The organism is Lentzea sp. NPDC004789, from assembly GCF_053601075.1.
In genome coordinates this window covers 134,973-160,677 of record NZ_JBSGBE010000016.1, presented here as the reverse complement: position 1 = coordinate 160,677, position 25,705 = coordinate 134,973, and the positions used below count along the sequence as shown (strand labels likewise).

The 25,705-nt window shown below is 70.0% G+C and carries 23 protein-coding genes; 11 read left to right on the top strand and 12 right to left on the bottom strand.

Annotated features, from left to right (window positions below):
* The first annotated feature begins 109 nt into the window (after positions 1 to 109).
* The 5 genes from ACWEIJ_RS31730 (at position 110) to ACWEIJ_RS31710 (ending at position 4,775) form a co-directional block, all read left to right on the top strand.
* Entirely contained in the window at positions 110 to 949 is an 840-nt protein-coding gene (locus ACWEIJ_RS31730) for a helix-turn-helix domain-containing protein (RefSeq protein ID WP_449840921.1), read from the top strand.
* 74 nt (positions 950 to 1,023) lie between these two features.
* Positions 1,024 to 1,626, top strand: coding sequence for a phosphatidylinositol phosphate synthase (pgsA, locus tag ACWEIJ_RS31725; protein WP_449840920.1), 603 nt, complete (start codon positions 1,024 to 1,026; stop codon positions 1,624 to 1,626).
* Positions 1,623 to 2,525: a phosphatidylinositol mannoside acyltransferase gene (locus tag ACWEIJ_RS31720; protein WP_449840919.1), complete on the top strand. Its 903-nt coding sequence runs from the start codon at positions 1,623 to 1,625 to the stop codon at positions 2,523 to 2,525. Before pgsA ends, ACWEIJ_RS31720 begins: the two co-directional genes overlap by 4 nt.
* Positions 2,522 to 3,634: a glycosyltransferase family 4 protein gene (locus ACWEIJ_RS31715; RefSeq protein WP_449840918.1), complete on the top strand. Its 1,113-nt coding sequence runs from the start codon at positions 2,522 to 2,524 to the stop codon at positions 3,632 to 3,634. Before ACWEIJ_RS31720 ends, ACWEIJ_RS31715 begins: the two co-directional genes overlap by 4 nt.
* 193 nt (positions 3,635 to 3,827) lie before the next feature.
* The gene (locus ACWEIJ_RS31710; RefSeq protein WP_449840917.1) at positions 3,828 to 4,775 is read left to right on the top strand and encodes an NUDIX hydrolase; all 948 of its coding nucleotides are present in this window, start codon (positions 3,828 to 3,830) and stop codon (positions 4,773 to 4,775) included.
* Positions 4,776 to 4,904: 129 nt separating this feature from the next.
* Here the strand turns inward: ACWEIJ_RS31710 and ACWEIJ_RS31705 are convergent, their stop codons facing one another.
* Genes ACWEIJ_RS31705 through ACWEIJ_RS31685 form a run of 5 tightly spaced genes read right to left on the bottom strand, consistent with a single transcriptional unit; the run spans position 4,905 to position 10,902 of the window.
* Positions 4,905 to 6,122 (bottom strand): DUF4241 domain-containing protein, encoded by a 1,218-nt coding sequence (locus ACWEIJ_RS31705; RefSeq protein WP_449840916.1) that lies wholly within the window; start codon positions 6,120 to 6,122, stop codon positions 4,905 to 4,907.
* A 43-nt stretch (positions 6,123 to 6,165) separates the two neighbouring features.
* A complete protein-coding gene (locus ACWEIJ_RS31700; protein WP_449840915.1) occupies positions 6,166 to 7,158 on the bottom strand; it encodes a TIGR03842 family LLM class F420-dependent oxidoreductase in 993 nt (330 codons plus the stop codon).
* Between the two features lie 14 nt (positions 7,159 to 7,172).
* Positions 7,173 to 8,558, bottom strand: a complete 1,386-nt coding sequence (gene hydA, locus ACWEIJ_RS31695) for a dihydropyrimidinase (RefSeq protein ID WP_449840914.1) — start codon at positions 8,556 to 8,558, stop codon at positions 7,173 to 7,175.
* Positions 8,555 to 9,397: a nitrilase-related carbon-nitrogen hydrolase gene (locus ACWEIJ_RS31690; protein WP_355447128.1), complete on the bottom strand. Its 843-nt coding sequence runs from the start codon at positions 9,395 to 9,397 to the stop codon at positions 8,555 to 8,557. Before ACWEIJ_RS31690 ends, hydA begins: the two co-directional genes overlap by 4 nt.
* Positions 9,394 to 10,902 (bottom strand): NCS1 family nucleobase:cation symporter-1, encoded by a 1,509-nt coding sequence (locus ACWEIJ_RS31685; protein ID WP_449840913.1) that lies wholly within the window; start codon positions 10,900 to 10,902, stop codon positions 9,394 to 9,396. Before ACWEIJ_RS31685 ends, ACWEIJ_RS31690 begins: the two co-directional genes overlap by 4 nt.
* Before the next feature lie 155 nt (positions 10,903 to 11,057).
* Between ACWEIJ_RS31685 and ACWEIJ_RS31680 the strand changes: the two genes are divergently transcribed.
* Complete coding sequence (locus ACWEIJ_RS31680; protein WP_449840912.1) at positions 11,058 to 11,759, top strand: hypothetical protein; 702 nt, start codon at positions 11,058 to 11,060, stop codon at positions 11,757 to 11,759.
* On the opposite strand, the gene ACWEIJ_RS31675 is transcribed toward ACWEIJ_RS31680, so the two are convergent.
* Genes ACWEIJ_RS31675 through ACWEIJ_RS31665 form a run of 3 tightly spaced genes read right to left on the bottom strand, consistent with a single transcriptional unit; the run spans position 11,740 to position 13,667 of the window.
* Positions 11,740 to 12,243 carry a hypothetical protein gene (locus ACWEIJ_RS31675; protein WP_449840911.1) on the bottom strand — a complete coding sequence of 168 codons (504 nt, stop codon included), beginning with the start codon at positions 12,241 to 12,243 and terminating at the stop codon, positions 11,740 to 11,742. The two genes, ACWEIJ_RS31680 and ACWEIJ_RS31675, sit on opposite strands and share 20 nt — an antisense overlap.
* Positions 12,244 to 12,294: 51 nt before the next feature.
* Positions 12,295 to 12,900: a class I SAM-dependent methyltransferase gene (locus ACWEIJ_RS31670; protein WP_449840910.1), complete on the bottom strand. Its 606-nt coding sequence runs from the start codon at positions 12,898 to 12,900 to the stop codon at positions 12,295 to 12,297.
* Positions 12,901 to 12,959: 59 nt separating this feature from the next.
* A complete protein-coding gene (locus ACWEIJ_RS31665) occupies positions 12,960 to 13,667 on the bottom strand; it encodes a MerR family transcriptional regulator (protein ID WP_449840909.1) in 708 nt (235 codons plus the stop codon).
* Positions 13,668 to 13,794: 127 nt separating this feature from the next.
* On the opposite strand from ACWEIJ_RS31665, the gene ACWEIJ_RS31660 reads away from it, so the two are divergent.
* A complete protein-coding gene (locus ACWEIJ_RS31660) occupies positions 13,795 to 14,253 on the top strand; it encodes a hypothetical protein (RefSeq protein ID WP_449840908.1) in 459 nt (152 codons plus the stop codon).
* 30 nt (positions 14,254 to 14,283) lie between these two features.
* On the opposite strand, the gene ACWEIJ_RS31655 is transcribed toward ACWEIJ_RS31660, so the two are convergent.
* Positions 14,284 to 15,876, bottom strand: a complete 1,593-nt coding sequence (locus tag ACWEIJ_RS31655; protein WP_449840907.1) for a PucR family transcriptional regulator — start codon at positions 15,874 to 15,876, stop codon at positions 14,284 to 14,286.
* Between the two features lie 107 nt (positions 15,877 to 15,983).
* On the opposite strand from ACWEIJ_RS31655, the gene ACWEIJ_RS31650 reads away from it, so the two are divergent.
* Genes ACWEIJ_RS31650 through ACWEIJ_RS31640 form a run of 3 tightly spaced genes read left to right on the top strand, consistent with a single transcriptional unit; the run spans position 15,984 to position 19,408 of the window.
* Entirely contained in the window at positions 15,984 to 17,267 is a 1,284-nt protein-coding gene (locus tag ACWEIJ_RS31650) for an aspartate aminotransferase family protein (RefSeq protein WP_449840906.1), read from the top strand.
* A gap of 11 nt (positions 17,268 to 17,278) precedes the next feature.
* Positions 17,279 to 18,760, top strand: coding sequence for a CoA-acylating methylmalonate-semialdehyde dehydrogenase (locus tag ACWEIJ_RS31645; protein ID WP_449841002.1), 1,482 nt, complete (start codon positions 17,279 to 17,281; stop codon positions 18,758 to 18,760).
* A gap of 9 nt (positions 18,761 to 18,769) precedes the next feature.
* Positions 18,770 to 19,408 (top strand): class I SAM-dependent methyltransferase, encoded by a 639-nt coding sequence (locus ACWEIJ_RS31640; protein WP_449840905.1) that lies wholly within the window; start codon positions 18,770 to 18,772, stop codon positions 19,406 to 19,408.
* Here the strand turns inward: ACWEIJ_RS31640 and ACWEIJ_RS31635 are convergent.
* Positions 19,363 to 21,420: an elongation factor G-like protein EF-G2 gene (locus tag ACWEIJ_RS31635; protein WP_449840904.1), complete on the bottom strand. Its 2,058-nt coding sequence runs from the start codon at positions 21,418 to 21,420 to the stop codon at positions 19,363 to 19,365. The genes ACWEIJ_RS31640 and ACWEIJ_RS31635 overlap by 46 nt on opposite strands.
* A 244-nt stretch (positions 21,421 to 21,664) precedes the next feature.
* Here ACWEIJ_RS31635 and pdxS point away from each other — a divergent pair, with 244 nt between their 5' ends.
* Positions 21,665 to 22,558, top strand: a complete 894-nt coding sequence (pdxS, locus tag ACWEIJ_RS31630; RefSeq protein WP_449840903.1) for a pyridoxal 5'-phosphate synthase lyase subunit PdxS — start codon at positions 21,665 to 21,667, stop codon at positions 22,556 to 22,558.
* A 114-nt stretch (positions 22,559 to 22,672) separates the two neighbouring features.
* Here pdxS and ACWEIJ_RS31625 read toward each other — a convergent pair whose 3' ends face one another.
* Positions 22,673 to 23,329: an LppU/SCO3897 family protein gene (locus tag ACWEIJ_RS31625; RefSeq protein ID WP_449840902.1), complete on the bottom strand. Its 657-nt coding sequence runs from the start codon at positions 23,327 to 23,329 to the stop codon at positions 22,673 to 22,675.
* A gap of 114 nt (positions 23,330 to 23,443) precedes the next feature.
* Positions 23,444 to 25,615, bottom strand: coding sequence for an RNA polymerase recycling motor ATPase HelR (gene helR / locus ACWEIJ_RS31620; RefSeq protein ID WP_449840901.1), 2,172 nt, complete (start codon positions 25,613 to 25,615; stop codon positions 23,444 to 23,446).
* Positions 25,616 to 25,705 lie beyond the last annotated feature (90 nt).

Genomic DNA, 25,705 nt, shown 5'->3' with positions numbered 1-25,705 from the left:
CAAAACGATTCCAGGTAGGTGAGATCACCCACCTGGAGGTGTCAACTGCGAGTCAAGTCCCCGCCGATGGCCGATCGTCTCAACGTGTGCAGATGGTTACGGTGCGAACATGACCGCACCTGAGCGTTCGCGATTAGCAAGAGAACGGCTTTCGCGTGAGTTACGCCGGTTGCGCACCGAGGCGAAGATGACCGGCACGGCCACCGCCCGTGCCACCGGGATGAGCCAGTCCAAGCTGTCGAAGATCGAGAACGGCATGCTGCTCCCGTCTGTCACCGACGTGGAGCGTCTCGTCGCAGAATTGGCCGCGACGAGAGAGACGCGCATCGAACTGGTCGAACTCGCCAGGTCGCTGCACGCCGAGGCGGAAACCCGCCGTGTCGTGCTGCACCGCGGAGCGCACCGCCACCAGCAGACGATCAGCCGCGTGGAGGCGCGGGCCGCGACATCGAGGTTCTTCCAGGTCAACCTGGTGCCCTCGTTGCTGCAGTCCGAGTCCTACCTGCGGATCGTGCTGGGGACGATGCCGCAGTCCGAGCAGGAGGCCGCCGTGGCCGCGCTGCGGATACGGCGTGCCCGGATGGACGATCTGGCGAAGCAGTTCGTGTTCGTGCTGACCGAAAGCGCCCTGCGCTGGCGGATGGGGTCGGCGGAGCTGATGGCGGAACAGGTCGAGCACCTGGTCGCGATCCAGCGCCGCCCGAACGTCCGGCTGTGCGTGGTGCCGTGGTCGGCGGACGCGAACGTCGTCGCCCTGCACGGTTTCCAGATCTACGACGAGCGCGTGGTGACGGTCAGCGTGCTCACCGGCAACGCCACCATCACCGACCCCCTGGACGTGCGCGAGTACCTCGCGCTGTTCGGGCGGCTGGAACGGCTGGCGGTGCGGGGGGAGGAGCTGCAGGCGTTGCTGAAGCGGATCGCCGAAGATCACCGGCGACTGGGCTGAACCCTGTTCGCTCGCGGGTGCCGCCTCACCCGCGAGCAGCGCGTTTCAGCAGTCCAGCTAGGCTGCGACACGCCATGCTGAACATCTTCGCTCGCGCGTCCGTCTCGCGCGTCACCGATCCGATCGGGGCGTGGCTGCTGGCGCGTGGCCTCACGCCCAACGTCGTCACCGTGGTCGGCACGGCCGGCGCCGTCGCCAGCGCGCTGTGGTTCATCCCCCGCGGGCAGCTGTTCCTCGGCTGCGCGCTCGTCACGTTCTTCGTGCTGCTCGACCTGATCGACGGGGCGATGGCCCGAGCGCAGGGGCCGACGAAGTTCGGCGCCGTGCTCGACGCCACCTGCGACCGCATCGCGGACGGGGCGCTGTTCGCGGCGCTCACCTGGTACGCGTTCGACACCGGTGCGCGCTGGACGGCCGTGGCCGGCTTCATCTGCCTGGTCGCCTCGCAGGTGATCTCGTACGTGAAGGCGCGCGCCGACGCGTCCGGGCTCAGCGCCGACGGCGGTCTGGCCGAGCGGGCCGAGCGCTTCATCGTCGCGCTGGTCGGCGCCGGCGTGCAGGGCCTGGGCGTGCCGCACCTCATGGACATCGCGCTGTGGCTGCTCGCGGTCATGACGGTGGCGACCGTGCTGCAGCGGATCCTGGCCGTGGCGAAGTCCGCACGGGAGGCCGCGTGAACCTCGCGACCGCCGGATACACCGCCGGGTGGCGGCTGATCCGCCTGCTGCCGGAGAAGTGGGCGCGCGCGCTGTTCCGCGTCGGTGCCGACTACGCGGCCGGCCGCGGCGGCGAGGGCGTCCGGCAGCTGCGCACGAACCTGCGCCGGGTCGTGCCGCGGGCGGGCGAGGAGGAGCTGGACGAGCTCGTGCGCGACTCGCTGCGCTCGTACGCGCGTTACTGGTGCGAGGCGTTCCGGCTGCCGTCGATGGACCTGCGCGCGGTCTACGAGAAGTGCGACTCGATGATCAGCGGCGTGGAGAACCTCGACGCCGCGCTGAAAGAGGGCACGGGCGCGGTCGTCGCTCTGCCGCACAGCGGCAACTGGGACATGGCCGGCGTCTGGCTCGTGGGCCACTCCGGCACCTTCACGACCGTGGCCGAACGGCTGAAGCCGGAGTCGCTGTACCGGAAGTTCGTGGAGTTCCGCGAGACCCTCGGGTTCGAGGTGCTGCCGCTGCACGGCGGCGACCGTCCACCCGCGACGGTGCTGGCCGAGCGGCTGCGGGCGAACAAGGTCGTCTGCCTGCTGGCCGACCGCGACCTGACCTCGTCCGGCGTCCCGGTGACGTTCTTCGGCGAGCAGACCCTGATGCCCGCGGGCCCAGCGCATCTGGCCGCGACGACGGGCGCCGCGCTGCTGCCGGTGGGCTGCTGGTTCACCGACGACGGCTGGCACTTCCGCATCCACCCGCCGATCAAGGTGAGCACCGTCCAGGCGGCCACGCAGGCGGTAGCCGACGTGTTCGCCGCCGACATCGCCGCCCACCCGGCCGACTGGCACATGCTGCAGAAGCTCTGGCTGGCCGACCTGCCCGCGAGCCGCCGTGCCGCACTGGCCAGGAGGCTCTCGCGGTGAAGATCGGCATCGTCTGCCCGTACTCCTTCGACGTGCCAGGGGGAGTGCAGGCCCACGTCGTCGACCTCGCCCGCGCCCTGATCGGCCTCGGGCACGAGGTCAACGTCCTGGCCCCCGCCGACGACGACCAGACCCTGCCGCCGTTCGTCACCTCAGCGGGCCGCGCGGTCGGCATCCCGTACAACGGCTCGGTGGCCCGCCTGTCCTTCGGCCCGGTCTCCTACGCGCGCGTCCGCCGCTGGATCGACGAGCACTCGTTCGACGTCCTGCACCTGCACGAGCCCACCGCGCCGTCGCTGTCGATGCTGGCCCTGATGGTCGCCGACGGCCCGATCGTGGCCACCTTCCACACCTCGACCCCGCGCTCCAAGATGCTCTCGGCGTTCCAGGGCGTGCTGCAACCGTTCCTGGAGAAGGTCACCGCCCGCATCGCCGTCTCCGCACTGGCCCGCCGCGTCCAGGTCGAGCACCTCGGCGGCGACGCGGTGGAGATCCCCAACGGCGTCGACGTCGACTTCTTCGCCTCGGCGTCCACTTTGGACGGCTACCCGCGCCCGGGCGGCACGATCGGCTTCGTGGGCCGCTACGACGAGCCGCGCAAGGGCATGCCCGTGCTGTGGGAGGCCTTCGGCCTGATCGCCGCCGAGTTCCCCGACCTGCGGCTGCTGGTCGTGGGCCGCGGCGAGTCCTCCTTCGACGGCCCTTTCGCCTCCCGCGTCGACCTGCTCGGCCAGGTCGACGACGTGGAGAAGGCCCGCATGCTGAGGTCGGTGGACGTCTACGTCGCCCCGAACACCGGCGGCGAGTCGTTCGGCATCATCCTCACCGAGGCCATGTCCGCCGGCACCGCCGTGGTGGCCTCGGACCTCGACGCGTTCCGGCGCGTGCTGGACGACGGCAAGGCCGGGGTGCTGTTCCCGGTGGGGGACGCCGCCGCGCTCGCGGACGCCCTGCGCTCGGTGTTGCGGGACTCCGGGTTGCGCGCCGAGTACGTGGATCTGGCTTCGCAGCGGGTGCAGGCGTTCGACTGGTCCGTGGTGGCCGGGCAGGTGCTGCGGGTGTACGAGACGGCCATCGCCGCCGATCCGCGCCGGGTGAGTGAGGCGTGACCGCGATGTTCGTCGTCGCCGGCCTCGATCGCTGCCGGTCCGCACGGGCTGAGCGCGGCATGACCGGGTACTTGACCGCGGGCCACCTTGCTGCCGGTCGCTCCGCGGCTGGCTGCCTTGCTGCCGACCGCCTTGCCGCCGGCCACTTTGCCGTCGACCGCCTTGCCGCCGTTCCACACCGGGCGGCTCGGCCATGACCACCGCGCTCGTCGTCGTCCTGGTCACGCTTCTGCTGGCCGCGTGGATCCTCGCCATCGCTAACCGCCTGGACCGCCTGCACGTCCGCACCGACGCCGCTTGGGCCGCCCTGGACGCCGCCCTGGCCCGCCGCGCCGTGGTGACCCGCGCGCTGCTCGACCCCGAGCTGTCCGCCGCCGCGTCCCGTGCCGAGTCGGCTTCGCGGGCCGAGCGCGAACTGGCCGAGAACGAGCTCTCCGGCCTGCTGGGCGCGCTGGACCGCACGAAGCTGCCGTCGGCGCTCGCGGCCGAGCTGGCCGACGCGGAGGAGCGCGTGGTCCTTGCCCGCCGCGTGCACAACGACGCTGTGCGTGACACATTGCTGCAGCGGCGGCGCCGCATCGTCCGGTGGTTGCGGCTGGCCGGCACCGCGCCGCAGCCGTCGTACTTCGAGATCGCCGAGCCCGCGTCGCCGTCCGACGCCGTGTTGCTCAGGCCGCGGCCGTCCGCCCGCGTGGTGCTCACCGACGCGTCTGGCCGCGTGCTGCTCTTCCAGGGGTTCGACCCGGCCCGCCCTCAGGAGCTCTTCTGGTTCACCGTCGGCGGTGGGGTGGAGGACGGCGAGGAGCTTCGCGACGCCGCCGTCCGCGAGGCCTTCGAGGAAACCGGGCTGAAGCTCAGCCCGGAGCAGCTGGTCGGGCCGGTCTGGCGTCGGCGCGCGGTGTTCAGCTTCGACGGCGAGACGTTCGACGCCGAGGAGTGGTTCTTTCACGCCACCGTCGACAGCCTGGACGTCGACACCTCGGGGTTCAACGACGTCGAGGAGACCAGCATCTCCGGCTACCGGTGGTGGAGCGCGGCGGAGCTGGAGTCCACTGAGGACACCGTGTACCCGGTGCAGCTGGCCGAGCTGCTGCCCGAGCTCACCGGCGAGTGGGACGGCCGGATCAGGGCGGTTCGCTGACGGGAGTGGTCAGCTCATCACCTCCCCGGTCACCGGTGTGAGGTGGCGCAGGATCAGCGTGTCCGGGATGAAGCAGGCGACCTCGGCGAGTAGGACGGCCGGATCAGGACGGTTCGCTGACGGGAGTCGTCAGCTCATCACCTCCTCGGCCACCGGTGTGAGGTGGCGCAGGATCAGCATGTCCGAGACGAAGCAGGCGACCTCGGCGCTCGCGGTGCGGCCGATCCAGGTCGGGTAGGAGCCGTCGCCCCAGCCCGTGGCGTACGCGACCAGCGTTGCTCCCGACTCGGGATCGGGCACCACGACCGTGCGGGCGCCCGCGATGTCTTCGAGCAGGGCGGCCTCGGCGGTCTCCCAGTCGAGGATGCGCTCGAACGCCTCGCGGGCGGCGGCGTCGACGAAGCAGCCCGTGCCTGCGTCGACGCCGAAGCCGTAGTACTCGCTGTCGCCGAGCAGCCGTGGGTCTGAACCGGCCTCCAGGGCCGGTTCCCACGTCGCGACGGGTTCGGTGGACACCACGAGCTTGGCCGCCGTGACGCGGACGTGTGCCGGGTCGTCCTCGAACCGGATGAGGCCCAGCTCCACCCGGTAGTCGCCAGGCGGCACGGAGACGGTGAACGGCTCCAGGTCCTCGTTCAGGAAGCTGGGCTCGGCGGCGATGACCTGGCCGCTCGGCATCCGGACGATGCCCGCGTCCGCGACCTCGGTCACCACCGTGCGGCCCGATACCGTCCAGCGACGGCCGGGGGCGAACGCGGCCTCGATGCCGTCGGCCGCGAGCGGTGTGGCCGGACGCCACGGAGGCTCGGCGGACTCCTCGGCCGGGTCCTCCAGCACCAGCGCGACGCCGGGCGGCACCTCGGCGAACGACGCCCAGTCGGGTAAGCGCGGCACCTCGCTGAACAGGTCGGCCACGTCGACGGTCGGCTGGTGGTAGAACATGCCGGCGTGTTCGCCCACCACCTTCGTGGCGAACTCCGAGCGGCCGCTCGGCGAGTACGACTGCGACGAGTACCCCGTGCTCTCGTCGAACTCGGCCTGGTCGGCGGTCGCGTACGTCCACTGGCGACTGTTCAGCCGGAACAACCGGCCGTCGAGCACGCGGTACTCGACCACCCGCTCGCGTCTGCCTAGCGCGTCGAGGAACCACAGCCGGGCGAAGCCCGCGGCCCAGGCGATCTCGCCGACTCTGACGACACGTCTGGACTCCGGTTCCACCAAGCAGAACGCGTACTGCTCACCGGCGCGGTCACGCTGCTGCGCGACCGCGACCGGGAGCCGACCCACGATCTCGCGCGAGGACGGGTTCCAGCCCTCGCAGTGCACCACGGACAGCGAATTGGTCATGTGGGGCACGTTACGGGGAGGGTCTGACAATTTTCGGAGGGTGCTAGACCGCTGAGATGATCGAGGAGCCGTAGGCGTCGCGCGTCTTGTCCTTCTCGTCGTGCATCAGGTACAGCGCGAAGTTGTCGACGCCGATCTCCTTGAGCTCCTGCAGCCGTTCGACGTGCGCGGACTCCGGTCCCACCAGGCAGAAGCGGTCGACGATCGCGTCCGGCACGAAGTCGGTCGACCGGTTGCCCGCCTTGCCGTGGTGGGAGTAGTCGTAGCCCTCGCGGTCCTTGATGTAGTCGGTCAGGGCCTTGGGCACGACGCCGGAATCACCGTATCGGGCGACGAGGTCCGCCACGTGGTTGCCGACCATGCCGCCGAACCACCGCAACTGATCCCGCTGATGGGAGAGATCGGTTCCGACGTAGGCGGGAGCGGCCACGCACATCGTGATCGCGGACGGGTCGCGGCCGGCGGCAGCGGCGGCTTCCCGTACGGAACCGATGGTCCAGCGGGCGATGTCCGGGTCGGCGGTCTGCAGGATGAAGCCGTCGGCCTGCTCACCGACCATCTTCAACGCGCGAGGCCCGTAGGCCGCCATCCACATTTCGAGCTTTCCGTTGCGCACCCACGGGATCTGCACCGCTGTGCCGTGGTGTTCCACGGAACGGCCCTCGGCCAGTTCCTTGATCACGTGCATCGCTTCGCCCAGCGTGGCCAGCGAGGCGGGCTTCTGGCCGATCACGCGGCGGGCCGAGTCGCCCCGGCCGATGCCGCAGACCGTGCGGTTGCCGAACATGTCGTTCAGCGTGGCGAAGAGCGACGCCGTCACCGACCAGTCCCTTGTGGACGGATTGGTCACCATGGGGCCGATGACCAGGTCCCGGGTGGCAGCCAGGACCTGGGAGTAGATGACGAACGGCTCCTGCCACAGCACGCAGGAGTCGAACGTCCAGCCGTAGCGGAAGCCGCAGTCCTCGGCGGCGCGGAGGCCTTCCACCACGTCCCGCGCAGGCGGGTCGGTCTGCAGCACGATGCCGAAGTCCACGGGAACGCCCTTCTCTACACGAGGTACTGGTTGAGGTCGCGGGACACGAAGCGGCCGTGGCCCGTCGAGCCGTGGTAGGCGCCGTCGGCGATCACCTTGCGGCCACGGGAGAACACGGTGTCCACGCGGCCGGTGACGTCGAAGCCCTCGTAGGCCGAGTAGTCCACGGCCATGTGGTGGGTCTCGGCGGAGATGGTCTGCGTCGCCGCCGGATCGTAGATCACCACGTCGGCGTCGGCGCCCGGTGCGATCACGCCCTTGCGCGGGTACATGCCGAACATGCGGGCCGGGGTGGTGGAGGCGATCTCGACCCAGCGTTCACGGGTGATCTCGCCCTTCACGACGCCCTGGTGCAGCAGGTCCACCCGGTGCTCGACGCCGGGCATACCGTTGGGGATCTTGGAGAAGTCGCCGAGGCCCAGCTGCTTCTGGTCCTTGAAGCAGAACGGGCAGTGGTCGGTGCTGACCACCGAGAGGTCGTTGGTCCGCAGACCACGCCACAACGACGACTGGTGCTCCTTGGGGCGCAACGGAGGTGAAGCCACGTACTTGGCGCCTTCGAAACCGGGACGCGCGAGGTCCTCCAGCGACAGGTACAGGTACTGCGGGCACGTCTCCGCGAACACGTTCTGGCCGGTGTCCCGAGCAGCCGTGACGGCGTCGAGCGCTTGCGCGGCCGACAGGTGCACGATGTACAACGGGGAACCGGTCACGCGAGCCAGCTGGATGGCGCGCGAGGTGGCCTCGCCCTCCAGCTCCGGCGGACGGGTCAGGCCGTGCTGCACCGGGTCGCCCAGGCCGGACGCCAGCGCCTGGGCCACGAGCTGGTCGATCGCGATGCCGTTCTCGGCGTGCATCATGATCGTGGCACCGGTCTCGCGCGCCTTCTGCATGGCGCGCAGGATCTCGCCGTCGGTGGCGTAGAAGACGCCGGGGTAGGCCATGAACATCTTGAAGCTGTTCACCCCGGCCGCGATGCACGACTCCATCTCCTTCAGCGACGCGTCGTTCACGTCGGAGATGATCATGTGGAAGCCGTAGTCGATCGCGCAGTTGCCGTCGGCCTTGCTGTGCCACTTGTCCAGAGTGGACAGCAGCGAAGAACCCTTGGGCTGCACCGCGAAGTCGACGATCGTGGTCGTGCCGCCCCACGCCGCCGCGGTCGTGCCGGTCTCGAACGTGTCCGCGGACTGGGTGCCGCCGAACGGCATCTCCATGTGCGTGTGCACGTCGATACCGCCGGGGATCACGTACTTCCCGGCCGCGTCGATCACCTCGTCGGCCCGCACCTCGAACCCCGGCGTCACCAGGGCGGCGATGTGCTCGCCCTCGATCAGCACGTCGGCGGCGTGCGAGCCGGTCGCGTTGATGACCAGGCCGTTGCGGATCAACACGCTCATGGCGTCACCAGGCCCTCGTAGGTGTCCGGGCGGCGGTCGCGGTAGAACGCCCAGGTGTCGCGGACCTCGGTCAGCAGGTCGAGGTCCAGGTCGCGCACGACCAGCTCCTCCTCGGTGTCGGACGCGGCCTCGCCGACCAGCTGGCCGCGCGGCGAGACGAAGTACGTCTGACCGTAGAACTCGTTGTCGCCCAACGGTTCCACGCCCACCCGGTTGATCGCGCCGACGAAGTACTCGTTCGCGACGGCCGCGGCGGGCTGCTCCAGCCGCCACAGGTACTCGCTCAACGACCGCGAGGTCGCCGACGGGTTGAACACGATCTTCGCGCCCGCCAGCCCCAGTGCGCGCCAGCCCTCCGGGAAGTGCCGCTCGTAGCAGATGTAGACGCCGATCCGGCCCACCGCCGTGTCGAACACGGGGTAACCGAGGTTGCCGGGCTTGAAGTAGAACTTCTCCCAGAACCCCTTGACCTGCGGGATGTGGTTCTTACGGTACTTGCCGAGGTACGTGCCGTCCGCGTCGATCACGGCCGCGGTGTTGTAGTAGACGCCGGGCTGCTCCACCTCGTACATCGGCACGATCAGCACGATGTTGTTCTGCGCGGCGACTTCCTTCATCAGCTCCGTCGTGGGGCCGTCCGGGATCGCCTCGGTGTAGGAGTAGAAGTCGGCGTCCTGCACCTGGCAGAAGTACGGGCCGTAGAAGAGCTCCTGGAGACACAACACCTGCGCGCCCTGGGAAGCGGCGGTGCGGATGTGCTCGACCGCGTTGGCGATCATCGACTCCTTGTCGCCCGTCCACTTCTGCTGGACGAGCGCCGCCCGGATGATGTTGCTCACCTGGTCGTCTCCTTTGCCGTGTTGTCTTTGAGAGCGAGGAAAACCAGGAAGCCGGCCACGAAACCGACGACCCAGTTGTAGTCGTAGAGCGGCTTGAGGAACGGGATCAGCCCGTCCGCCGGGAACGGCCCGCCGTAGGCGCCGCCGACCGCGAGCACGGAGCCCACGAGCGTCGCCGCGACCGCACGCCAGTTCCAGCCGCCGTTGAACCAGTACGCGCCCCTGCCGTCCAGGTAGAGGTCGCCCAGCTCCAGCCGGGTCTTCTTGATCACCCAGTACCCGGAGACGAACACCCCGGCCACCGAGGCCAGCAGACCGCCGTAGAACCCGAGCCACGCGAAGATGTAGATGCTCGGGTCGGAGATCAGCCGCCACGGCTGGATCAGGATGCCGACCACCCCGGTGATCAGGCCGCCGATCGCGAACGTGATGCGCTTGGGGAACGCGTTCGAGAAGTCGTAGGAAGGGCTCACGACGTTCGCCGCGAGGTTCGCCGAGATCGTCGCCAGCACCAGCGAGATCAGCGCGATGAGCACCAGCAGCGTGCTGTCGAACCGGGACGCGAGGTCGGCCGGGTCCCAGATCGCCTCGCCGTAGATCGCCTGCGCGCCGGACGTCGTCAGGATCGCCACGATCGCGATGAACGACATCGTGGTCGGCAGGCCGAGGATCTGCCCGGTGACCTGCTTGCGCTGCGACCCGCCGAACCGGGTGAAGTCGGGCATGTTCAGCGACAGCGTCGACCAGAACGCGATCATGCCCATCAGCGAGGGGAAGAAGACCTTCCAGAACTCCGGTCCCCAGCCGAGCTTGCTGCCCGAGTGCAGGATCGGCCCGAACCCGCCCGCCTTCACCAGCACGTAGCCCAGCAGGATCAGGAACCCGATGCTGACCAGCGGCGCCGTCCAGTTCTCGAACCGCCGGATCGCGTCCATGCCGCGCCAGATCACGAGCATCTGCACGACCCAGAACCCGAAGAAGCACAACCACAACGTCCACGGCTGACCGCCCACGACGGAGGCCTTGCTCCAGCCCTCACCGGCCAGCCTGCCGATGATCACGTGCAGCGCCTTGCCGCCCACCCACGTCTGGATGCCGAACCAGGCGCACGCGATGAACGCGCGCAGCAACGCCACGAGGTTGGCGCCGCGGACGCCGTAGAACGCGCGGGCGAACACGGGGAACGGGATGCCGTACTTCGTGCCGGCGTGGCTGTTGAGCAGCATGGGGACCAGCACGATCAGGTTGCCCAGGGTGATGGTGAGGAACGCCTGCACCCAGTCCATGCCCAGGGCGATCAACGACGCCGCGAGCGTGTAGCTGGGGATGTTGTGCGCCATGCCCATCCACAGCGCGAAGAAGTTGTAGGTCGTCCAGGTGCGCTGCTCGATCGGCACCGGCGCCAGCTCGGGGTTGAAGAACCTGCTGTCCCGGATGGGACTCACGTCGCTCAGCTCGACGCGACCGTCAGGTGTGACCTGGGGCGGAGAGGACTCGACTGCCATCGTTCAACCCCCTGTTACGCTGCTGAAACACGGCGAACGCGGTCGGTTTCCATCGGTGAATCCTGGGTCCGGTGCCGCAGGTCTGGCAGTGTCAAAGTGTCCACGCTTGTCATGATCGGCGCACATTGTGCGCACGTTCTGTTTCACTGGACGGCATGGGGATTCCACGACGGACGGTCTTGCTGGGCGGCGCGGGCCTGGTCGGAGCACTGGGGACGTACGGCGCGCTGACTCCGCGCGGCCGCCGACTGCTCGGCTGGACCGGCCCGGACGGCGTGGTGCCGGACGTGCCGGGAGTACCCGTTCAGCCGACGCCGTGGGGCGTGTGGATGGGCACGGACGGCCCGGCCGTGCTCGTGCTGCACGGCCGCGGCGGCAGCGTGTCGTGGTGGCAGGACCTCGGCCTGCCCCAGTTCCTCAACGGCGCGAAGTTCCGGTGCGCGGTGCTCGACGGCGGCGACGACTACTGGGTGAACCTCACCCCGCCCGTGCCGTTCGACGCGGCGCTGGGCGTGTCGATGGGCGGCTTCGGCGTGCTCGACCTCGCGTCCCGGCAGCCGTTGAAGGCCGTCGCGGCGGTGAGCCCGGCGCTGTTCCCGACGTGGGCCGACGCCCAGACGATCAACGGCTTCGCGTCGGAGGAGGTGTGGGCGCAGCACGAACCGTTGCGGCACACGGCGAGCATCAAGTCACCGGTCGCGGTGTGGTGCGGGCAGGAGGACCCGTTCCACGACGCCGCGCAGGACCTGACGCGGGCGGTGGGCGGGCAGGGGTCGTTCGACCACGGCGCGCACGACGGCGGCTACTGGCGGCGGGTGCTGCCGGACGCGTTGCGGTTCATCGGATCGAGGCTTTGAGGCGCACCACGGCCGTGCCGGCCTTCCGGTCGTGCCACGTCCGCGTCCCGCGCAGGTCGAGCGTCTCCACCGCGGACAGCGCCAGCAACGCCAACCCGCCCACCATCAGCAACGAGGCGAGCCACCCCGCGGAGCCGACGGGCAGGTGCTCGCCGATGACGACCCACGGCTGCTGCCAGCCGAGGCTCGCCATCAGCGCCGGTTCCCGCCAGCCCAGACCGGTCAGCACCAGGACGACGCCCGCGCCGGGCAGCGCGGTCGTGATCAGGGTGCGGGCCAGCACCCGTCTGAGGCCGAGGCCGGACGCGGGGCCCACGACCCGCAGCCCCGTGAGGGCCTTGCCGAGGGTGTTCCAGCGCAGCAGCAGAGCGTCGTAGACCGCCGCGCAGAGCACCACCAGCACGGGTTCGTGGACCAACGGCCACGCCACGACCAGCACCAGCAGCCAGTCGAGCAAACGGGCGATCAGCCGACGAACGAGCATGATTCACGCTATTCGGCAGATCTCAGTCATAAGTGGCCAGTTCATGGCCAGTTAGCGTCCGAACTCGGCCAGCCAACGGGACTCGTCGCGGAACACGCGGCGGGCGGTCAGGCCACCGGTTTCGAACGCGAGGATCTCCGAGCGCGTGAGCGGCCACGGCGGGCCGTCCGGCTCCGGGCCCTCGTCGCGCGCGACGGCCAGCACGAGCAGCGTCGAGCCGACCAGTGAAGCCACGCTCTCGATGGCCGCGGCGTGCTTGGCGACGGGAAGTGCCTGCACGGTCATGTTCTCCACGACCAGGTCGAACGCGCGGTGCCACTCGGCGGGCGGGTCGAGCAGGTCCGCGACGACGTAGGACACCTTCGACTTCGGGTAGCGCGCCTGGACGGCCGCGATGGCGGTGGGGGAGATGTCGAACGCCGTCACGTCGTAGCCGAGCGAGGCGAGGAACTCCGAGTCGCGGCCGTAGCCGCACCCGACGACCAGAGCGCTGCGGCCCAGGCCGTCCGGGGCCTCGTGGGCCCACTCGACGAGGTGCTGCTGGGGATGGGGGAGGTCCCACGGGACGGAGGCCGTGCCGGCTTCGGCCTCCGCGTAGAGATCTTCGAACCACCCGGTCGGGTTGGCGGCCTGCAGGCGACGGTCATCAGAGGGCATGACCCACTTCTACCGAGCCCGAGCCGGCCTCACCCGGCGATTTTGCCGATTCGGCAACGTCACCGGGCCGCGCGTGCCTGACCGACGTAGTCGATCAGGCCGTCCTCGGCGGGCCAGCCGATCTGCGTGCTGATCGCCGTCTTGTTCTCCTCCCACGACCGTTGCGCCGCCGCCTGGATCGCCGGGTCGCCGCCGGTGAACTTCGCGCCGAGCTCGTCCCACTGGCGCGACAGCTCGACCACGCGCGGGTCCGAGGGTGGCGTGCCGTCGGCCATGTGCTGCCGCAGCTGCTTGACCAGCTCCAGCCAGGAGGCCTTCAGCGCCTCGACGGCCTCGGTGCCGAGCGAGGCCGCTCGCGAGCGCAGGTCGTTGAGCTGGTCGGCGGTGAAGTAGCTCTCGTACACGGACATCATCTCCAAAGTGGACAGAAGGGATTCGGTGGTGTGACCGTCGAGCAGTGCGGCGATCCGCGACCGCAGCGCGTCCACCTGCCGGGCCTGCTCGGTGAGCGCGGCCAGCTGGGCCTCGAAGAGCGGGCGCAGCGAGTCCGATGAGGACAAAGCCGCGCGGACCTCCTCCAGGGAAAGACCGAGCTGGCGCAGCGATCTCACCTGATAGAGGCGACGTACGTCTTCCGGGGTGTACCGACGGTGACCGGAGGTCGTGCGCTCGGATGCGCCCACGAGTCCGATCTCGTCGTAGTGGTACAGCGTGCGGACGGTCAGTCCGCTCGCTTTGGCCAGGTCACCGATGCTCCAACGGGTCACATGACGACCGTAGGACCTCCCGCCACGTGAGGTTCAAGTCCTCATCACACGATCGAGCGGATAAATGGCCGAACCAAATGCGCCGATGAAAACGAAGATCGGTCCCCAAACCAGATTGAGGAAAACTGTGTCTCGTTCCGGACTGTTCCGCGCCGCCGCTCTGCTCGCCGCCGGTGCCGCCCCGCTGCTCGCGGGCTCGGCCGGCGCCGTCGAGGCGCCCCACCTGAACAGCGGCGTTCCCGAGGTCGGCGCGGACAAGGTGCTCGACGCCACCCAGCACGCCATCCCGCACGCCAACCCCCTCGACTCGGCGGGCGCGCTCAAGCTCGGCCAGGTCAAGGCCCCCGTCGCCGGTGACCTGCAGGCCCCCGACGCCCCCGAGGTCCCGGCCGCGCAGGAGCGCACCGCGCCGAACCCGATCGCGCCCCAGCTCGGCACGCTGCCGGGCCTGCCGAACGTCGACGGCCTGGCCGACAGCGCGCACGTCGGTGGTCTGAAGGCGCCGAGCCTGTCCGACCTGCCGACCAACGGCGTCGTGCCGAACCCGACCGTTCTCTCCGGCACCCTGCCGACGATCAACGGCTGAGTCGCACGCCGAAAATGGGCCCGTGCGCGCTCACGGGCCCATTTCGTGCACCAGCAGGGCGACGTACAGCGACAGCACGGACTCCGGGTCCTCCAGCGACACGCCCAGGACCTGTTCGATCCGCGCCAGCTGCTGGTAGTAGGCCGTACGGGAGAGGTGCGCGGCCGTAGCGGCCGCCGACTTGTTGCCGCCGTTCTCGCACAGGCACCGCAGCAGCTCCACGAGCCGTGAACCCTGCGCGGAGTCCCGCGTCAGCAACGGTCCGAGCTCGCGGTCCGCGAACGCCCGCACCCGCTCGTCCTCGCGCAGCAGGTGCAGCAGCCCGCGCAACCGCACGTCGTCGAGCCGGTGGTACAGCTGGGATCCCGGCGCCCGCAACGCCGCACCGGCCACGTGCGCGGCCTCGCCCAGCGACCGCCGAACGTCCGTTGTGGACGTCACGGTCGTCCCCACCGCGATCACCACGGTCGACGCGGCCGTGCGGTGGATCTCGCGCGCGACCTTGCGCAGGACCCCTTCCACGCCAACGGTCATCGGCACCGACAGCAGCGCGCGCACCGACGTGTCGTCCACGACGCCGACCAGCGCCGCGACCGTCACCCGCCGCCCGGCCAGCGCGGTGGCCTCGGCGAGGTCACGCAGAACCTCCTGCGTCGCAAGCGTTTGCCCGTGCAGCACGGTCACCGGCCGGATCGCCACCCCGATCAGCTGCCGTCGTTCCAGCGGCACGCCCAGCGCGGCGGCCCGTGCGCCGAGGTCGGGCGACTGCGGTGACTGGCCGAGCAACTGGGCGAGCAGCGTTCGGTGCGTCTGCCGTTCCAACGACTCCCGATCACGCGCCACGAGCCGATGTACGGCTAACGCGGACGCGGCACGTTCGGCGACCACGACGTGCCGGTGCGGCGGAGGTTCCGGCGACACCAGCACCAGCCGTCCCCAGTCCGCCCCGCGCGCGCCGACGATCGTGATCAACCAGCCGGACGCCGGGTGGTAGGCGGTCCGCTCGGTCACGGTGACCGCCCGCGAGCGCGCCGCCCAGTCGTCCAGCAGCTTCACCGGGTCGTGCCCGGCCGCGTCGTAGGCCAGCACGTCGTGGCCCAGCGTCTCCAGCACCACGGGCAGCCCGGACGTCCGCGCCACCTCGCGCAGCACCTCGGCGGGCTCCGCGCCGGCCACCGTGAGCGACGTGAACGTCTCGTGTACCTGTTCCGCGGCCCGCAGCTCGGCCAGCTGCGCGTCCACGATCAGACCGACGACCGCCTCGGTGACGGCCACGTACTTCGTCTCCTCCGACAGCGTGACCAGCGGCAACCCGTGCCGTTCGGCCTCGGTGACGAGCGCGGCCGGCACGTCGTCGCGCCACCGCCGCCCCAGCTCGACGACCAGCCCGGCGCACCCGACGGCGGCCAGCTCCTCGACGTAGCGGGCGAGGCCGGACTCGGGCAGCATCACGCCGGTCGTGAGCACGAGCTCGCCGCCGCGCAGCAGCGGTGCGATGTCTGCGATCTCCGCCACATGCACCCACCGGACCCGGCGGCCCAGCCCGGCCGATCCGGCCACCAGACGCGGCTTTCCCTGCCTGATCACCGGGAGAGCGACGACTTCGGCGACGGTCGGGTACATGGACACAACGTAATGCCAAACAGCCGATCCGGGTACAGGTTGTGCATGGCGGCGAACCGGGCGCCACAGCAGACTCGTCCTCCAGGAGTTAACCCCTGGAGGACGAGATGGCCCACAAGGAGCTGCTGGCACGACACCGCGCGGTGATGCCGAAGTGGCTGGCCCTCTACTACGACGAGCCCATCGAGATCGCGAGCGCCAGCGGGCGCCGGGTCACCGACCGCGAGGGCACGACCTACCTGGACTTCTTCGCGGGCATCCTGACCAACGCCATCGGCTACGACGTCGCGGAGATCAGCGACGCGATCCGCGCGCAGCTCGACACGGGTGTGTTGCACAGCTCGACGCTGTACCTGATCAAGTCGCAGGTCGAGCTGGCCGAGAAGATCGCGGAGCTCTCCGGCATCCCGGACGCCAAGGTCTTCTTCACCAACTCCGGCACCGAGGCCAACGAGACCGCGCTGATGCTCGCCACCACGGCGCGGCGCAGCGAGCAGGTCCTGGCCCTGCGCAACAGCTACCACGGCCGGGCGTTCGCCACGATCGCCATCACGGGCAACCGCGGCTGGTCGGCGTCCGCGCTGTCGCCGATCAAGGTCAGCTGGGTGCACGGCGGCTACCGCTACCGCTCGCCGTTCAAGTCGTTGTCCGATACCGACTACATCAAGGCCTGCGTCGACGACCTGCGCGAGATCATCGAGACCACCACGTCGGGCGACGTGGCGTGCATGATCGCCGAGCCGATCCAGGGCGTCGGCGGCTTCACCTCGCCGCCCGACGGCCTGTTCCGCGCGTTCAAGGACGTCCTGGACGAGTACGGGATCCTGTTCATCTCCGATGAGGTGCAGACCGGCTGGGGCCGCACCGGCGAGCACTTCTGGGGCATCCAGGCGCACGACGTGGTGCCGGACGCGATGACGTTCGCCAAGGGCCTCGGCAACGGCCTCGCGATCGGCGGCGTGGTCGCACGCGGCGACCTGATGGACGCGATCAACGCCAACTCGATCTCGACGTTCGGCGGCAACCCGGTCTCCACCGCCGGCGCGCTCGCCACGGTGAACTACCTGCTCGACCACGACCTGCAGGCCAACGCGGCCAAGCTGGGCTCGCGCCTGCTCGGGGGCCTGCGCGAACTGGCGGAGAAGCACCCGGTCATCGGTGACGTGCGCGGCAAGGGACTGATGGTCGGCATCGAGCTCGTCGGCCCGGAGGGTGAGCCGAACCCCGGTGCCGCGACCGCGGTGCTGAACGAGTGCAAGGCGCGCGGCCTGCTCGTCGGCAAGGGCGGCCTGTACGGCAACGTGATCCGGTTGGCGCCGCCGATGACGCTGACCGAGGACGAGCTCGAAGAGGCGCTGGGGATTCTGGCTCAGGCGGTGGAGAAGGCGTGATCAAGCCCAAAATGATTCAACACTGGATCAACGGCAAGCCCTGGGACCAGGCACCGGAACGGCTCGGCGACGTCTACGACCCGTCGACCGGCAAGGTGGCGTCGCAGGTCGCGTACGCGTCGGTGTCCGAAGTGGACGCTGCCGTCTCGGCCGCGGCGGAAGCGTTCGCGTCGTGGCGCAACGCCTCGCTGGCCCAGCGCTCGACGGTGATGTTCAAGTTCCGCGAGCTGCTGAACGCGCGCAAGGGCGATCTCGCGGCGATCGTGAGCGCCGAGCACGGCAAGGTCGTGTCGGACGCCGGCGGCGAGATCCAGCGGGCGCTGGAGTCGGTGGAGTACGCGTGCGGCATCCCGCAGCTGCTCAAGGGCGGCTTCAGCGAGAACGCCTCGACGCGCGTGGACGTCTACTCGATCCAGCAGCCGGTGGGCGTGGTCGGCGTGATCTCGCCGTTCAACTTCCCGGCGATGGTGCCGCTGTGGTTCGTGCCGACGGCGATCGCCTGCGGCAACACGGTCGTGCTGAAGCCGTCGGAGAAGGACCCGTCGGCGTCGATCTTCATCGCCGAGCTGTTCGCCGAGGCCGGGCTGCCCGACGGCGTGCTGAACGTCGTGCACGGTGACAAGGTGGCCGTCGACCGGCTGCTCGAACACCCGACGGTGAAGGCGATCTCGTTCGTCGGCTCCACCCCGATCGCCCGGTACGTCTACGAGACCGGCACCGCGCACGGCAAGCGCGTGCAGGCCCTCGGCGGCGCGAAGAACCACATGGTCGTGCTGCCCGACGCCGACCTCGACCTGGCCGCGGACGCCGCGGTGTCCGCCGGGTTCGGCTCGGCGGGGGAGCGCTGCATGGCCATCTCGGTGGTCGTGGCCGTGGGCGCGGTCGGCGACTCGCTGGTCTCGAAGATCAAGTCTCGGATCGCGGACGTGAAGGTCGGCTCCGGACCGTCGTGTGAGATGGGCCCGCTTGTCACCGGTGTGCACCGGGACAAGGTGACGTCCTACTTGGACGCGGGCGTGGCCGAGGGCGCGTCGCTGGTCGTGGACGGCCGCGACCACCCGATCGACGGCGACGCGAACGGCTTCTGGTTGGGGCCGACGCTGTTCGACCACGTCGGCACGGACATGTCGGTCTACACCGACGAGATCTTCGGCCCGGTGCTGTCGGTGGTCCGCTGCGACACCTACGAGGACGCCGTCGAGATGGTGAACGCCAACCGGTACGGCAACGGCACCGCGATCTTCACCAACGACGGTGGCGCGGCCCGGCGGTTCCAGAACGAGATCGAGGTCGGCATGGTCGGCGTGAACGTGCCGATCCCCGTGCCGGTGGCCTACTACTCGTTCGGCGGGTGGAAGGAGTCGCTGTTCGGTGACGCGCACGCGTACGGGCCGCACGGCGTGCACTTCTTCACCCGGTCGAAGGTGGTCACGTCGCGGTGGCTCGACCCGTCGCACGGTGGCGTGAACCTGGGGTTCCCGCAGAACACCTAGAGTGGTCCGGTGAGCACTCGCCGCTCGTACGACCGCGTGGCCGCGCGCTACGCGACCGAACTGAGCGGCGAGCTCGCGGGCAAGCCGCTGGACCGCGTCCTGCTCGACGCCGTCGCCGAGCTGGCGGACGGCCCGGTGCTCGACGTCGGCTGCGGCCCGGGCCATGTCGCGGCCTACCTGGCCGACAGGGTGCCCGTAGTCGGCGTGGACCTGTCACCGCAGATGTGCGCGCACGCCTCGGTTCTCACCTGTGCCGGCGACATGACGGCCCTGCCGTTCCGGACGCACTCGGCTTCGGCGCTCGTGTGTCTGTATGCGGTCATCCACCTCGATGCGGACCAACGCGCGGCGGCCTACGCCGAGTTCGCACGCGTGCTGCGACCCGGTGGGCACGCGTTGATCGCGTTCCACGTGCGCGACGCGGAAACGCGAGCAGGCGAAGCGAGAACCCTCACGCGGTGGTGGGACGAAGAGGTCGACCTGACCTTCCGGTTCCTCGACCCGGACGGGGAGGCGCGCGCGTTGGCGGGGGCGGGCCTCGCCGTGACGGCCCGCCTCTACCGCGCCCCGGACTCGCGCGTCGAGCACGCGAGCGACCGGGCCTACCTGCTCGCGCGTGCGGCCAGCGCCTCCGGCAGCGGGTCGTAGCGGGAGAAGCGGCGCGTGAACGTGCCGGTGCCGGACGTCATCGCGCGCAGCTCGATCGCGTACCGCAGCAGTTCCGACGACGGCACCTCGGCCCGGATCACGGTCCGCCCGCCCTCGTCGGCCTCGGTGCCGAGCACCCGGCCGCGCCGTCCGGACAGGTCGCCCAGCACGGTGCCCATGTGCTCGTCGGGCAACCGGATCGCGACCTCGTCCATCGGTTCGAGCAACGTGGTGCGCCCGGCGGCCGCGGCCTCCTTCAGTGCCAGCGCGCCCGCGGTCTGGAACGCCGCGTCGGAGGAGTCGACGGAGTGGGCCTTGCCGTCGACCAGGGTCACGCGGACGTCGACCACCGGGGTGCCGTCGTGCAGGCCCTTCTCCAGCTGTGCGCGCACGCCCTTCTCGACGGACGGGATGAACTGGTTGGGGATCGCGCCGCCGACGATCTTGTCGACGAACTCGAAGCCGGAGCCGCGCGGGAGCGGCTCGACGACGATGTCGCACACCGCGTACTGCCCGTGACCTCCAGATTGCTTCACATGCCGGCCGTGGCCTTTCGCAGCGCCCGCAAAGGTTTCCCGCAGCGGTACGCGCACAGGTTCGGTGTCGATCTCCGCGCCGCCCGCGCGCAGCCTGGCCAGCACGACGTCCGCGTGCGCCTCGCCCATGCACCACAGCACCATCTGGTGCGTCTCGGCGTTGCGGTCCAGGCGCAGGGTCGGGTCGCTCGCGACCAGGCGGTTGAGGTTGCGGGCCAGGTTGTCCTCGTCGCTGCGGGTGCGCGGCACGACCGCGACGGGCAACAGCGGTTCGGGCATGTCCCACGGCGCCATCAGCAACGGCTGCTCGGGGGCGGAGACGGTGTCACCGGTCTCGGCGGTGGTGAGCTTGGTCAACGCGCACAGGTCGCCGGCCACGCAGTACGGGACCTCGCGCAGGGAGGCGCCGAGCGGGGAGTAGATGTGGGCCACGCGTTCGTCGGTGTCGTGGTCCTCGTGGCCGCGGTCGGACATGCCGTGACCGGAGACGTGCACCGGGCGTTCCGGGCGCAGCGTGCCGGAGAAGACGCGGACCAGCGACACGCGTCCCACGTACGAGTCGACCGCGGTGCGGACGACCTCGGCCACCAACGGCCCTCCGGGATCCGGGGCCATGCGGGGCTGGGGGATGCCGTCCACCGATGTCACGGACGGAAGCTCGTGCTCCAGCGGTGACGGGAACGCGCGCGCGATGCCGTCCAACAGTTCGTTGAGCCCCATGCCGGTCGCGGCGCACACGGGCATCACCGGGTGGAAGGAGCCGCGTGCGACCGCGGTCTCCAGGTCGGCGATGAGGGTGTCCTGGTCGATCTCCTCGCCCGCCAGGTAGCGGTCCATGAGGGTCTCGTCCTCGCTCTCGGCGATGATCCCCTCGATCAGCGCGGCGCGTTCCTCCGGGTAGTTGTCGCCCTCGGTCAGCAGGCCGACGAGCCGGTCACCCTCCTGCACGTACAACGGCACGACGCCGGCACCGAACGCGGCCTGGCACGCGACCACTTCGGTCATCACGTCGGCACGGTGGTGGTCGGTGCGTGTGATGACGACGGCACGCGGCATGCCGACGAGAGCGCACTCCTCCCACAACGCGACGGTGGCCGGATCAACGCCTTCGAAGGCGTTGACAACAAAAAGGGCCGCGTCCGCGGCCCGTAGTCCTGCCCTGAGCTCACCCACGAAGTCGACGTATCCGGGGGTGTCGATCAGGTTGATCTTGATGTCCCCGTGCTGGATCGGGGCCACGGCGAGGCCCACCGATCGTTGTTGCCTGACCGCGGCCGGATCGTGGTCGCAGACGGTCGTGCCCTCGGTGACCGAACCCGCTCGGGTCAGCACGCCGGTGGCGGCCAGCAGGGCCTCGGTGAGCGTCGTCTTGCCCGCGCCCGACGGGCCCACGAGCACGACGTTGCGGACCTTGGCCGGGTCGTCCACAGCGACCGCGCCTGCCGGGGCTGAGTTGTCGGAGTTCTTGCTTCCCATGGCGACCTCCGTCAAGTCGTAGTGTTCGATCTCACACCCGTTCCCGTCGCGGTACAAGTGCACAGACCCGACTGGACTCGTCCGCGCTCATGAGGCCGTTTCACTTCCGGGTACGTGACAGGGGTCACGACCTGCGGTTGATCGGCAAGTGGCCTTCTGGTTCCGGGCGTCAGTGGCTTGGGTGAGGTGGCCACGTGAGACGTAGGATGGGTTCACCGAAACTTCCCTCGTGAAAGGTTGGCCCGTGAGCACTGATCAGGTCACTGGCACCGCCCGCGTGAAGCGCGGCATGGCCGAGATGCTCAAGGGTGGCGTGATCATGGACGTGGTCGACGCCACCCAGGCGAAGATCGCGGAGGACGCTGGCGCCGTCGCCGTCATGGCGCTCGAGCGCGTGCCCGCCGACATCCGCGCGCAGGGCGGCGTCGCCCGCATGAGCGACCCCGACCTGATCGACGGGATCATCAACGCCGTCTCGATCCCGGTGATGGCCAAGGCCCGCATCGGTCACTTCGTCGAGGCCCAGGTCCTCGCCTCGCTGGGCGTCGACTACATCGACGAGTCCGAGGTGCTGACCCCGGCCGACTACGCCAACCACATCGACAAGTGGGCCTTCACGGTCCCCTTCGTGTGCGGCGCGACCAACCTCGGCGAGGCCCTGCGCCGCATCACCGAGGGTGCGGCGATGATCCGCTCCAAGGGCGAGGCCGGCACCGGTGACGTCTCCAACGCCACCACGCACATGCGCAAGATCCGCGCCGAGATCCGCCGCCTGCAGAACCTGCCGGAGGACGAGCTGTACGTGGCCGCCAAGGAGCTCCAGGCGCCGTACGAGCTGGTCAAGGAGGTCGCGCAGAACGGCAAGCTCCCGGTGGTGCTCTTCACCGCGGGCGGCATCGCGACCCCGGCCGACGCCGCCATGATGATGCAACTCGGTGCCGAGGGCGTGTTCGTCGGTTCCGGCATCTTCAAGTCCGGCAACCCGGCCCAGCGCGCCGAGGCCATCGTGAAGGCCACGACCTTCCACGACGACCCGGACGTCATCGCCAAGGTGTCGCGCGGTCTCGGTGAGGCCATGGTCGGCATCAACGTCGACGACATCCCCGAGCCGCACCGGCTGGCCGAGCGCGGCTGGTGATCAGCTTTCCTGACGAAGGCGCATCGCTTCGTGCGGTGCGCCTTCGTCGTTCCCGGACCAGGTCAGCGCCGGGCTCGTGCTGCTGCCATGATCGGCGCATGACCGTGCCGGCTGTCAGCGGCCGTACGTGTCGGTGAAGCAGTAGGTGGTCTTGATCTCCGGGTACGCCAGCGCCAGCGCGGGCGACTCCCCGCACGCGGCCTTGTCCACGGTGTTCGCGAGCACCTTCGCCCGCACCGCGGCGTACTTCCCGCACTCCTTCGGCTTGAGCTCGGGGTCGACCGCGACGAACGAGAAGTCGTAGCACTGGCCTTCGACGAACACCGGGATCAGGCACAGGCGGATGTCGTCGGTGCTGAACTTCGTGTACGCGCTGTGGTCCTCGCCGCACTTCTCGCTCTTGGAGCCCAGCACCTTGCCCACGGTGTAGTTGTGCACGCCCGCGTCGCAGGAGACCTTCTCGTACTTGGGGTAGGCGGAGACGCCCGTCAGCTTCACGCAGTCGCCGGCCTTCCCGTACGGCGTGGTGGTGTCGGCGACCTGAAGGCCGCCGTGCTTCACGAAGGCGTGGAACATGACGGAGGCGCCCGTGCCGAGCACCAGCACGCCGAGAACGGCCGCGATCGTCAGTACCACGCGGGACGTTCGCGACGGCGGGCCCGCGGTGGCCGGCGCGGGTGGGCGGAACGGACCGGCGGCCGGGCCCGCGGGCGCTGCCCACAGGTTGACCGGCTCGCCGGGTCCGTCCGGTGGAGTGGGTGGAGTCGTCATGAAGGCCCCCGTTCGGCGCGGACGTGAACGTGATCGTCTGGCCGACACGAGCAGTCCCCCCAGACTTCCTCCCATCCTAGGGCCGGCCGGGGTCTTCCCGAACCGCTGAACGGATCATGTGCGCACCGTCTCGGCGAGACCGGACAGCGCCGCGGGCAACGGCTCGTGGTGCAGCACGCCGAGTCGTTGCGTGGCACGGGTCAGCGCCACGTACAGCTCGGCCGCACCGCGCGGTCCGTCGGCCAGGATCCGTTCCGGCGCGACGACGAGCACCGAGTCGTACTCCAGGCCCTTGGTCTCCGACGCCGGCACGGTGCCGGGCACGCCGGGCGGGCCGATGATCACGCTGGTGCCCTCGAACGACGCCTCCGCCGCCACGAACTCCTCGATCGCGGCCGGCAGCTCGTCCGGGGTGATCTGCCGTGCCCACGGTTGGATTCCGTTGGCGCGCACGGATTCTGGTGCCTGCACGTCCGGGGCGAACTCGGCGAGCACGTTGGCGGCGACCGCCATGATCTCGGCCGGCGTGCGGTAGTTGACCGTCAGGGAGCGGTAGATCCAGCGGCCCGCCACGTACGGGTCGAGCATCTCGGCCCACGACGAGGCGCCCGCCGACGAACGGCGCTGAGCCAGGTCGCCCACCACCGTGAAGGAACGGCCGGGACAGCGGCGCATCAGCACTCGCCAGTCCATTTCGGACAGTTCCTGGGCCTCGTCGACCACCACGTGCCGGTAGGTCCAGCCGCGGTCGGCGGAGGCGCGCTCGACGAGCGTGCGGGTGTCGTGCTCGTCGAAGCGCTCGGCCAGGTCCTCCGCGTACATCAGGTCCGTGGCGAACAGGTGGTCCTCGTCGTCCATGTGGTCCTGGCGGCCGACGAGACTGTCCAGCACCTCCGCCGCGTACCGGGCCTCGGCCTGCTTCTCGGCCAGTGCCGCCTGGTCGGCCGCCTGTTCCCGGCCGTCGCGGCCCAGCAGCTCGTGCAGCTCGTCGAGCAGCGGCACGTCCGAGACCGTCCACGCCTCACCCTGAACGCGGTGCAGCGACGGGTCGGCGCCCGCCGCCGCGAGGCGTTCGGGGGACGAGTACAGAGAGCCCAGCAGCTGTTCAGGGGTCAGCAACGGCCACAGCTCGTCCAGCGCCTTCGTGAAGGCGTCGTCGTCGGCGAGGTCCTTGAGCAGACCGGAGCGCATGTCCTCCCAGCCCTGCTTGTCCGACCGCGACAGCCAGCCCTTGCCGATCCGGCCGATCGCCCGTTCGGTCAGGACGTACGTGATGATCTCGGTGAACACCTTGCGGGCCTCGTTGTGCGGCAGGCCGCTGTCGCGCGCCTCCTGCCTGGCCCACTCCGCGGTCTCGGCGTTGATCTCGACGACGACGTCCTTCATGCCGATCGGGATCGGCGAGCCGGGCAGCCGCTGCCGGTCCGCCACCGCGGCCTTCAGCACGTCCACCATCTTCCGCGAACCCTTGAGCGCCGCGACCTCCGGCGCGTCCTCCAGCGAGGTGCGCAGGCCCGGCAGGAGACCGCCGGCGGTCGTGAACACCACGTCCGACTCGCCCAGCGACGGCAGGACGCGGCCGATGTGGTTGAGGAACGCCGGGTTCGGGCCGACGACGAGGACGCCGTGCCGTTCCATGCGCTCTCGTTGCGTGTACATCAGGTAAGCGACGCGGTGCAGCGCCACGACGGTCTTGCCGGTGCCGGGACCGCCCTCGATCACCAGCACACCGGGGTGGTCGAGCCGGATGATCGCGTCCTGCTCCGCCTGGATGGTCGCCACGATGTCGCGCATGCCCTCGCCGCGCGGCGCGTTCAACGCCGCGAGCAGCGCCACGTCGCCGTGCTCCTCGCCGAGCCGGCCGAAGACCTCGTCGGTGAAGTCGACGATCGCGCGGCGGCGGGTGTGGAACTGGCGGCGCCGCGCCATGCCCTCCGGCCGCGCGCCGGTGGCGGTGTAGAACGGCCGCGCCGCCGGCGCACGCCAGTCCAGCAGCACCGGTTCGAAGTCGTTCTCCTCGTCGAACAGGCCGATCCTGCCGATGTAGGAGACGTCGCCGTCGACGCTGTCCAACCGGCCGAAGCACAGCCCGTAGTCGGCGACGTTGAGCCGCTTCATCTCACGGTGCCGGGCCCGCACCTCGTTGTCCCGTTCCATCGCGGTCTCGCCGGTGCCACCCAGCGCAGACTGGTACGCCGCCTTCACGCGCGCGCGTTCGGCATCGAGCCGTGCGTAGAGCCCGGCCACGTAGTCGCGTTCGGACTGCAGTTCTTCTTCGTACCCCACGTGCTCCCCACAGCGCCTGTTTTCCGGCATAGGGCGATGAGTGTGAACGACGCACGGGGCCTTGTGGCAAGGCCCCCTCTCTGCTATACG

Coding starts and splice junctions, on each gene's coding strand:
- hydA (WP_449840914.1), bottom strand. CDS start 8,558: ATGAGCGTGTTGATCCGCAACGGCCTGGTCATCAACGCGACCGGCTCG.
- ACWEIJ_RS31625 (WP_449840902.1), bottom strand. CDS start 23,329: ATGACGACTCCACCCACTCCACCGGACGGACCCGGCGAGCCGGTCAAC.
- ACWEIJ_RS31675 (WP_449840911.1), bottom strand. CDS start 12,243: ATGCTCGTTCGTCGGCTGATCGCCCGTTTGCTCGACTGGCTGCTGGTG.
- ACWEIJ_RS31680 (WP_449840912.1), top strand. CDS start 11,058: ATGGGGATTCCACGACGGACGGTCTTGCTGGGCGGCGCGGGCCTGGTC.
- ACWEIJ_RS31635 (WP_449840904.1), bottom strand. CDS start 21,420: ATGGGAAGCAAGAACTCCGACAACTCAGCCCCGGCAGGCGCGGTCGCT.
- ACWEIJ_RS31705 (WP_449840916.1), bottom strand. CDS start 6,122: ATGACCAATTCGCTGTCCGTGGTGCACTGCGAGGGCTGGAACCCGTCC.
- ACWEIJ_RS31730 (WP_449840921.1), top strand. CDS start 110: ATGACCGCACCTGAGCGTTCGCGATTAGCAAGAGAACGGCTTTCGCGT.
- ACWEIJ_RS31650 (WP_449840906.1), top strand. CDS start 15,984: ATGGCCCACAAGGAGCTGCTGGCACGACACCGCGCGGTGATGCCGAAG.
- ACWEIJ_RS31710 (WP_449840917.1), top strand. CDS start 3,828: ATGACCACCGCGCTCGTCGTCGTCCTGGTCACGCTTCTGCTGGCCGCG.
- pgsA (WP_449840920.1), top strand. CDS start 1,024: ATGCTGAACATCTTCGCTCGCGCGTCCGTCTCGCGCGTCACCGATCCG.
- ACWEIJ_RS31685 (WP_449840913.1), bottom strand. CDS start 10,902: ATGGCAGTCGAGTCCTCTCCGCCCCAGGTCACACCTGACGGTCGCGTC.
- ACWEIJ_RS31645 (WP_449841002.1), top strand. CDS start 17,279: ATGATTCAACACTGGATCAACGGCAAGCCCTGGGACCAGGCACCGGAA.
- ACWEIJ_RS31655 (WP_449840907.1), bottom strand. CDS start 15,876: ATGTACCCGACCGTCGCCGAAGTCGTCGCTCTCCCGGTGATCAGGCAG.
- ACWEIJ_RS31670 (WP_449840910.1), bottom strand. CDS start 12,900: ATGCCCTCTGATGACCGTCGCCTGCAGGCCGCCAACCCGACCGGGTGG.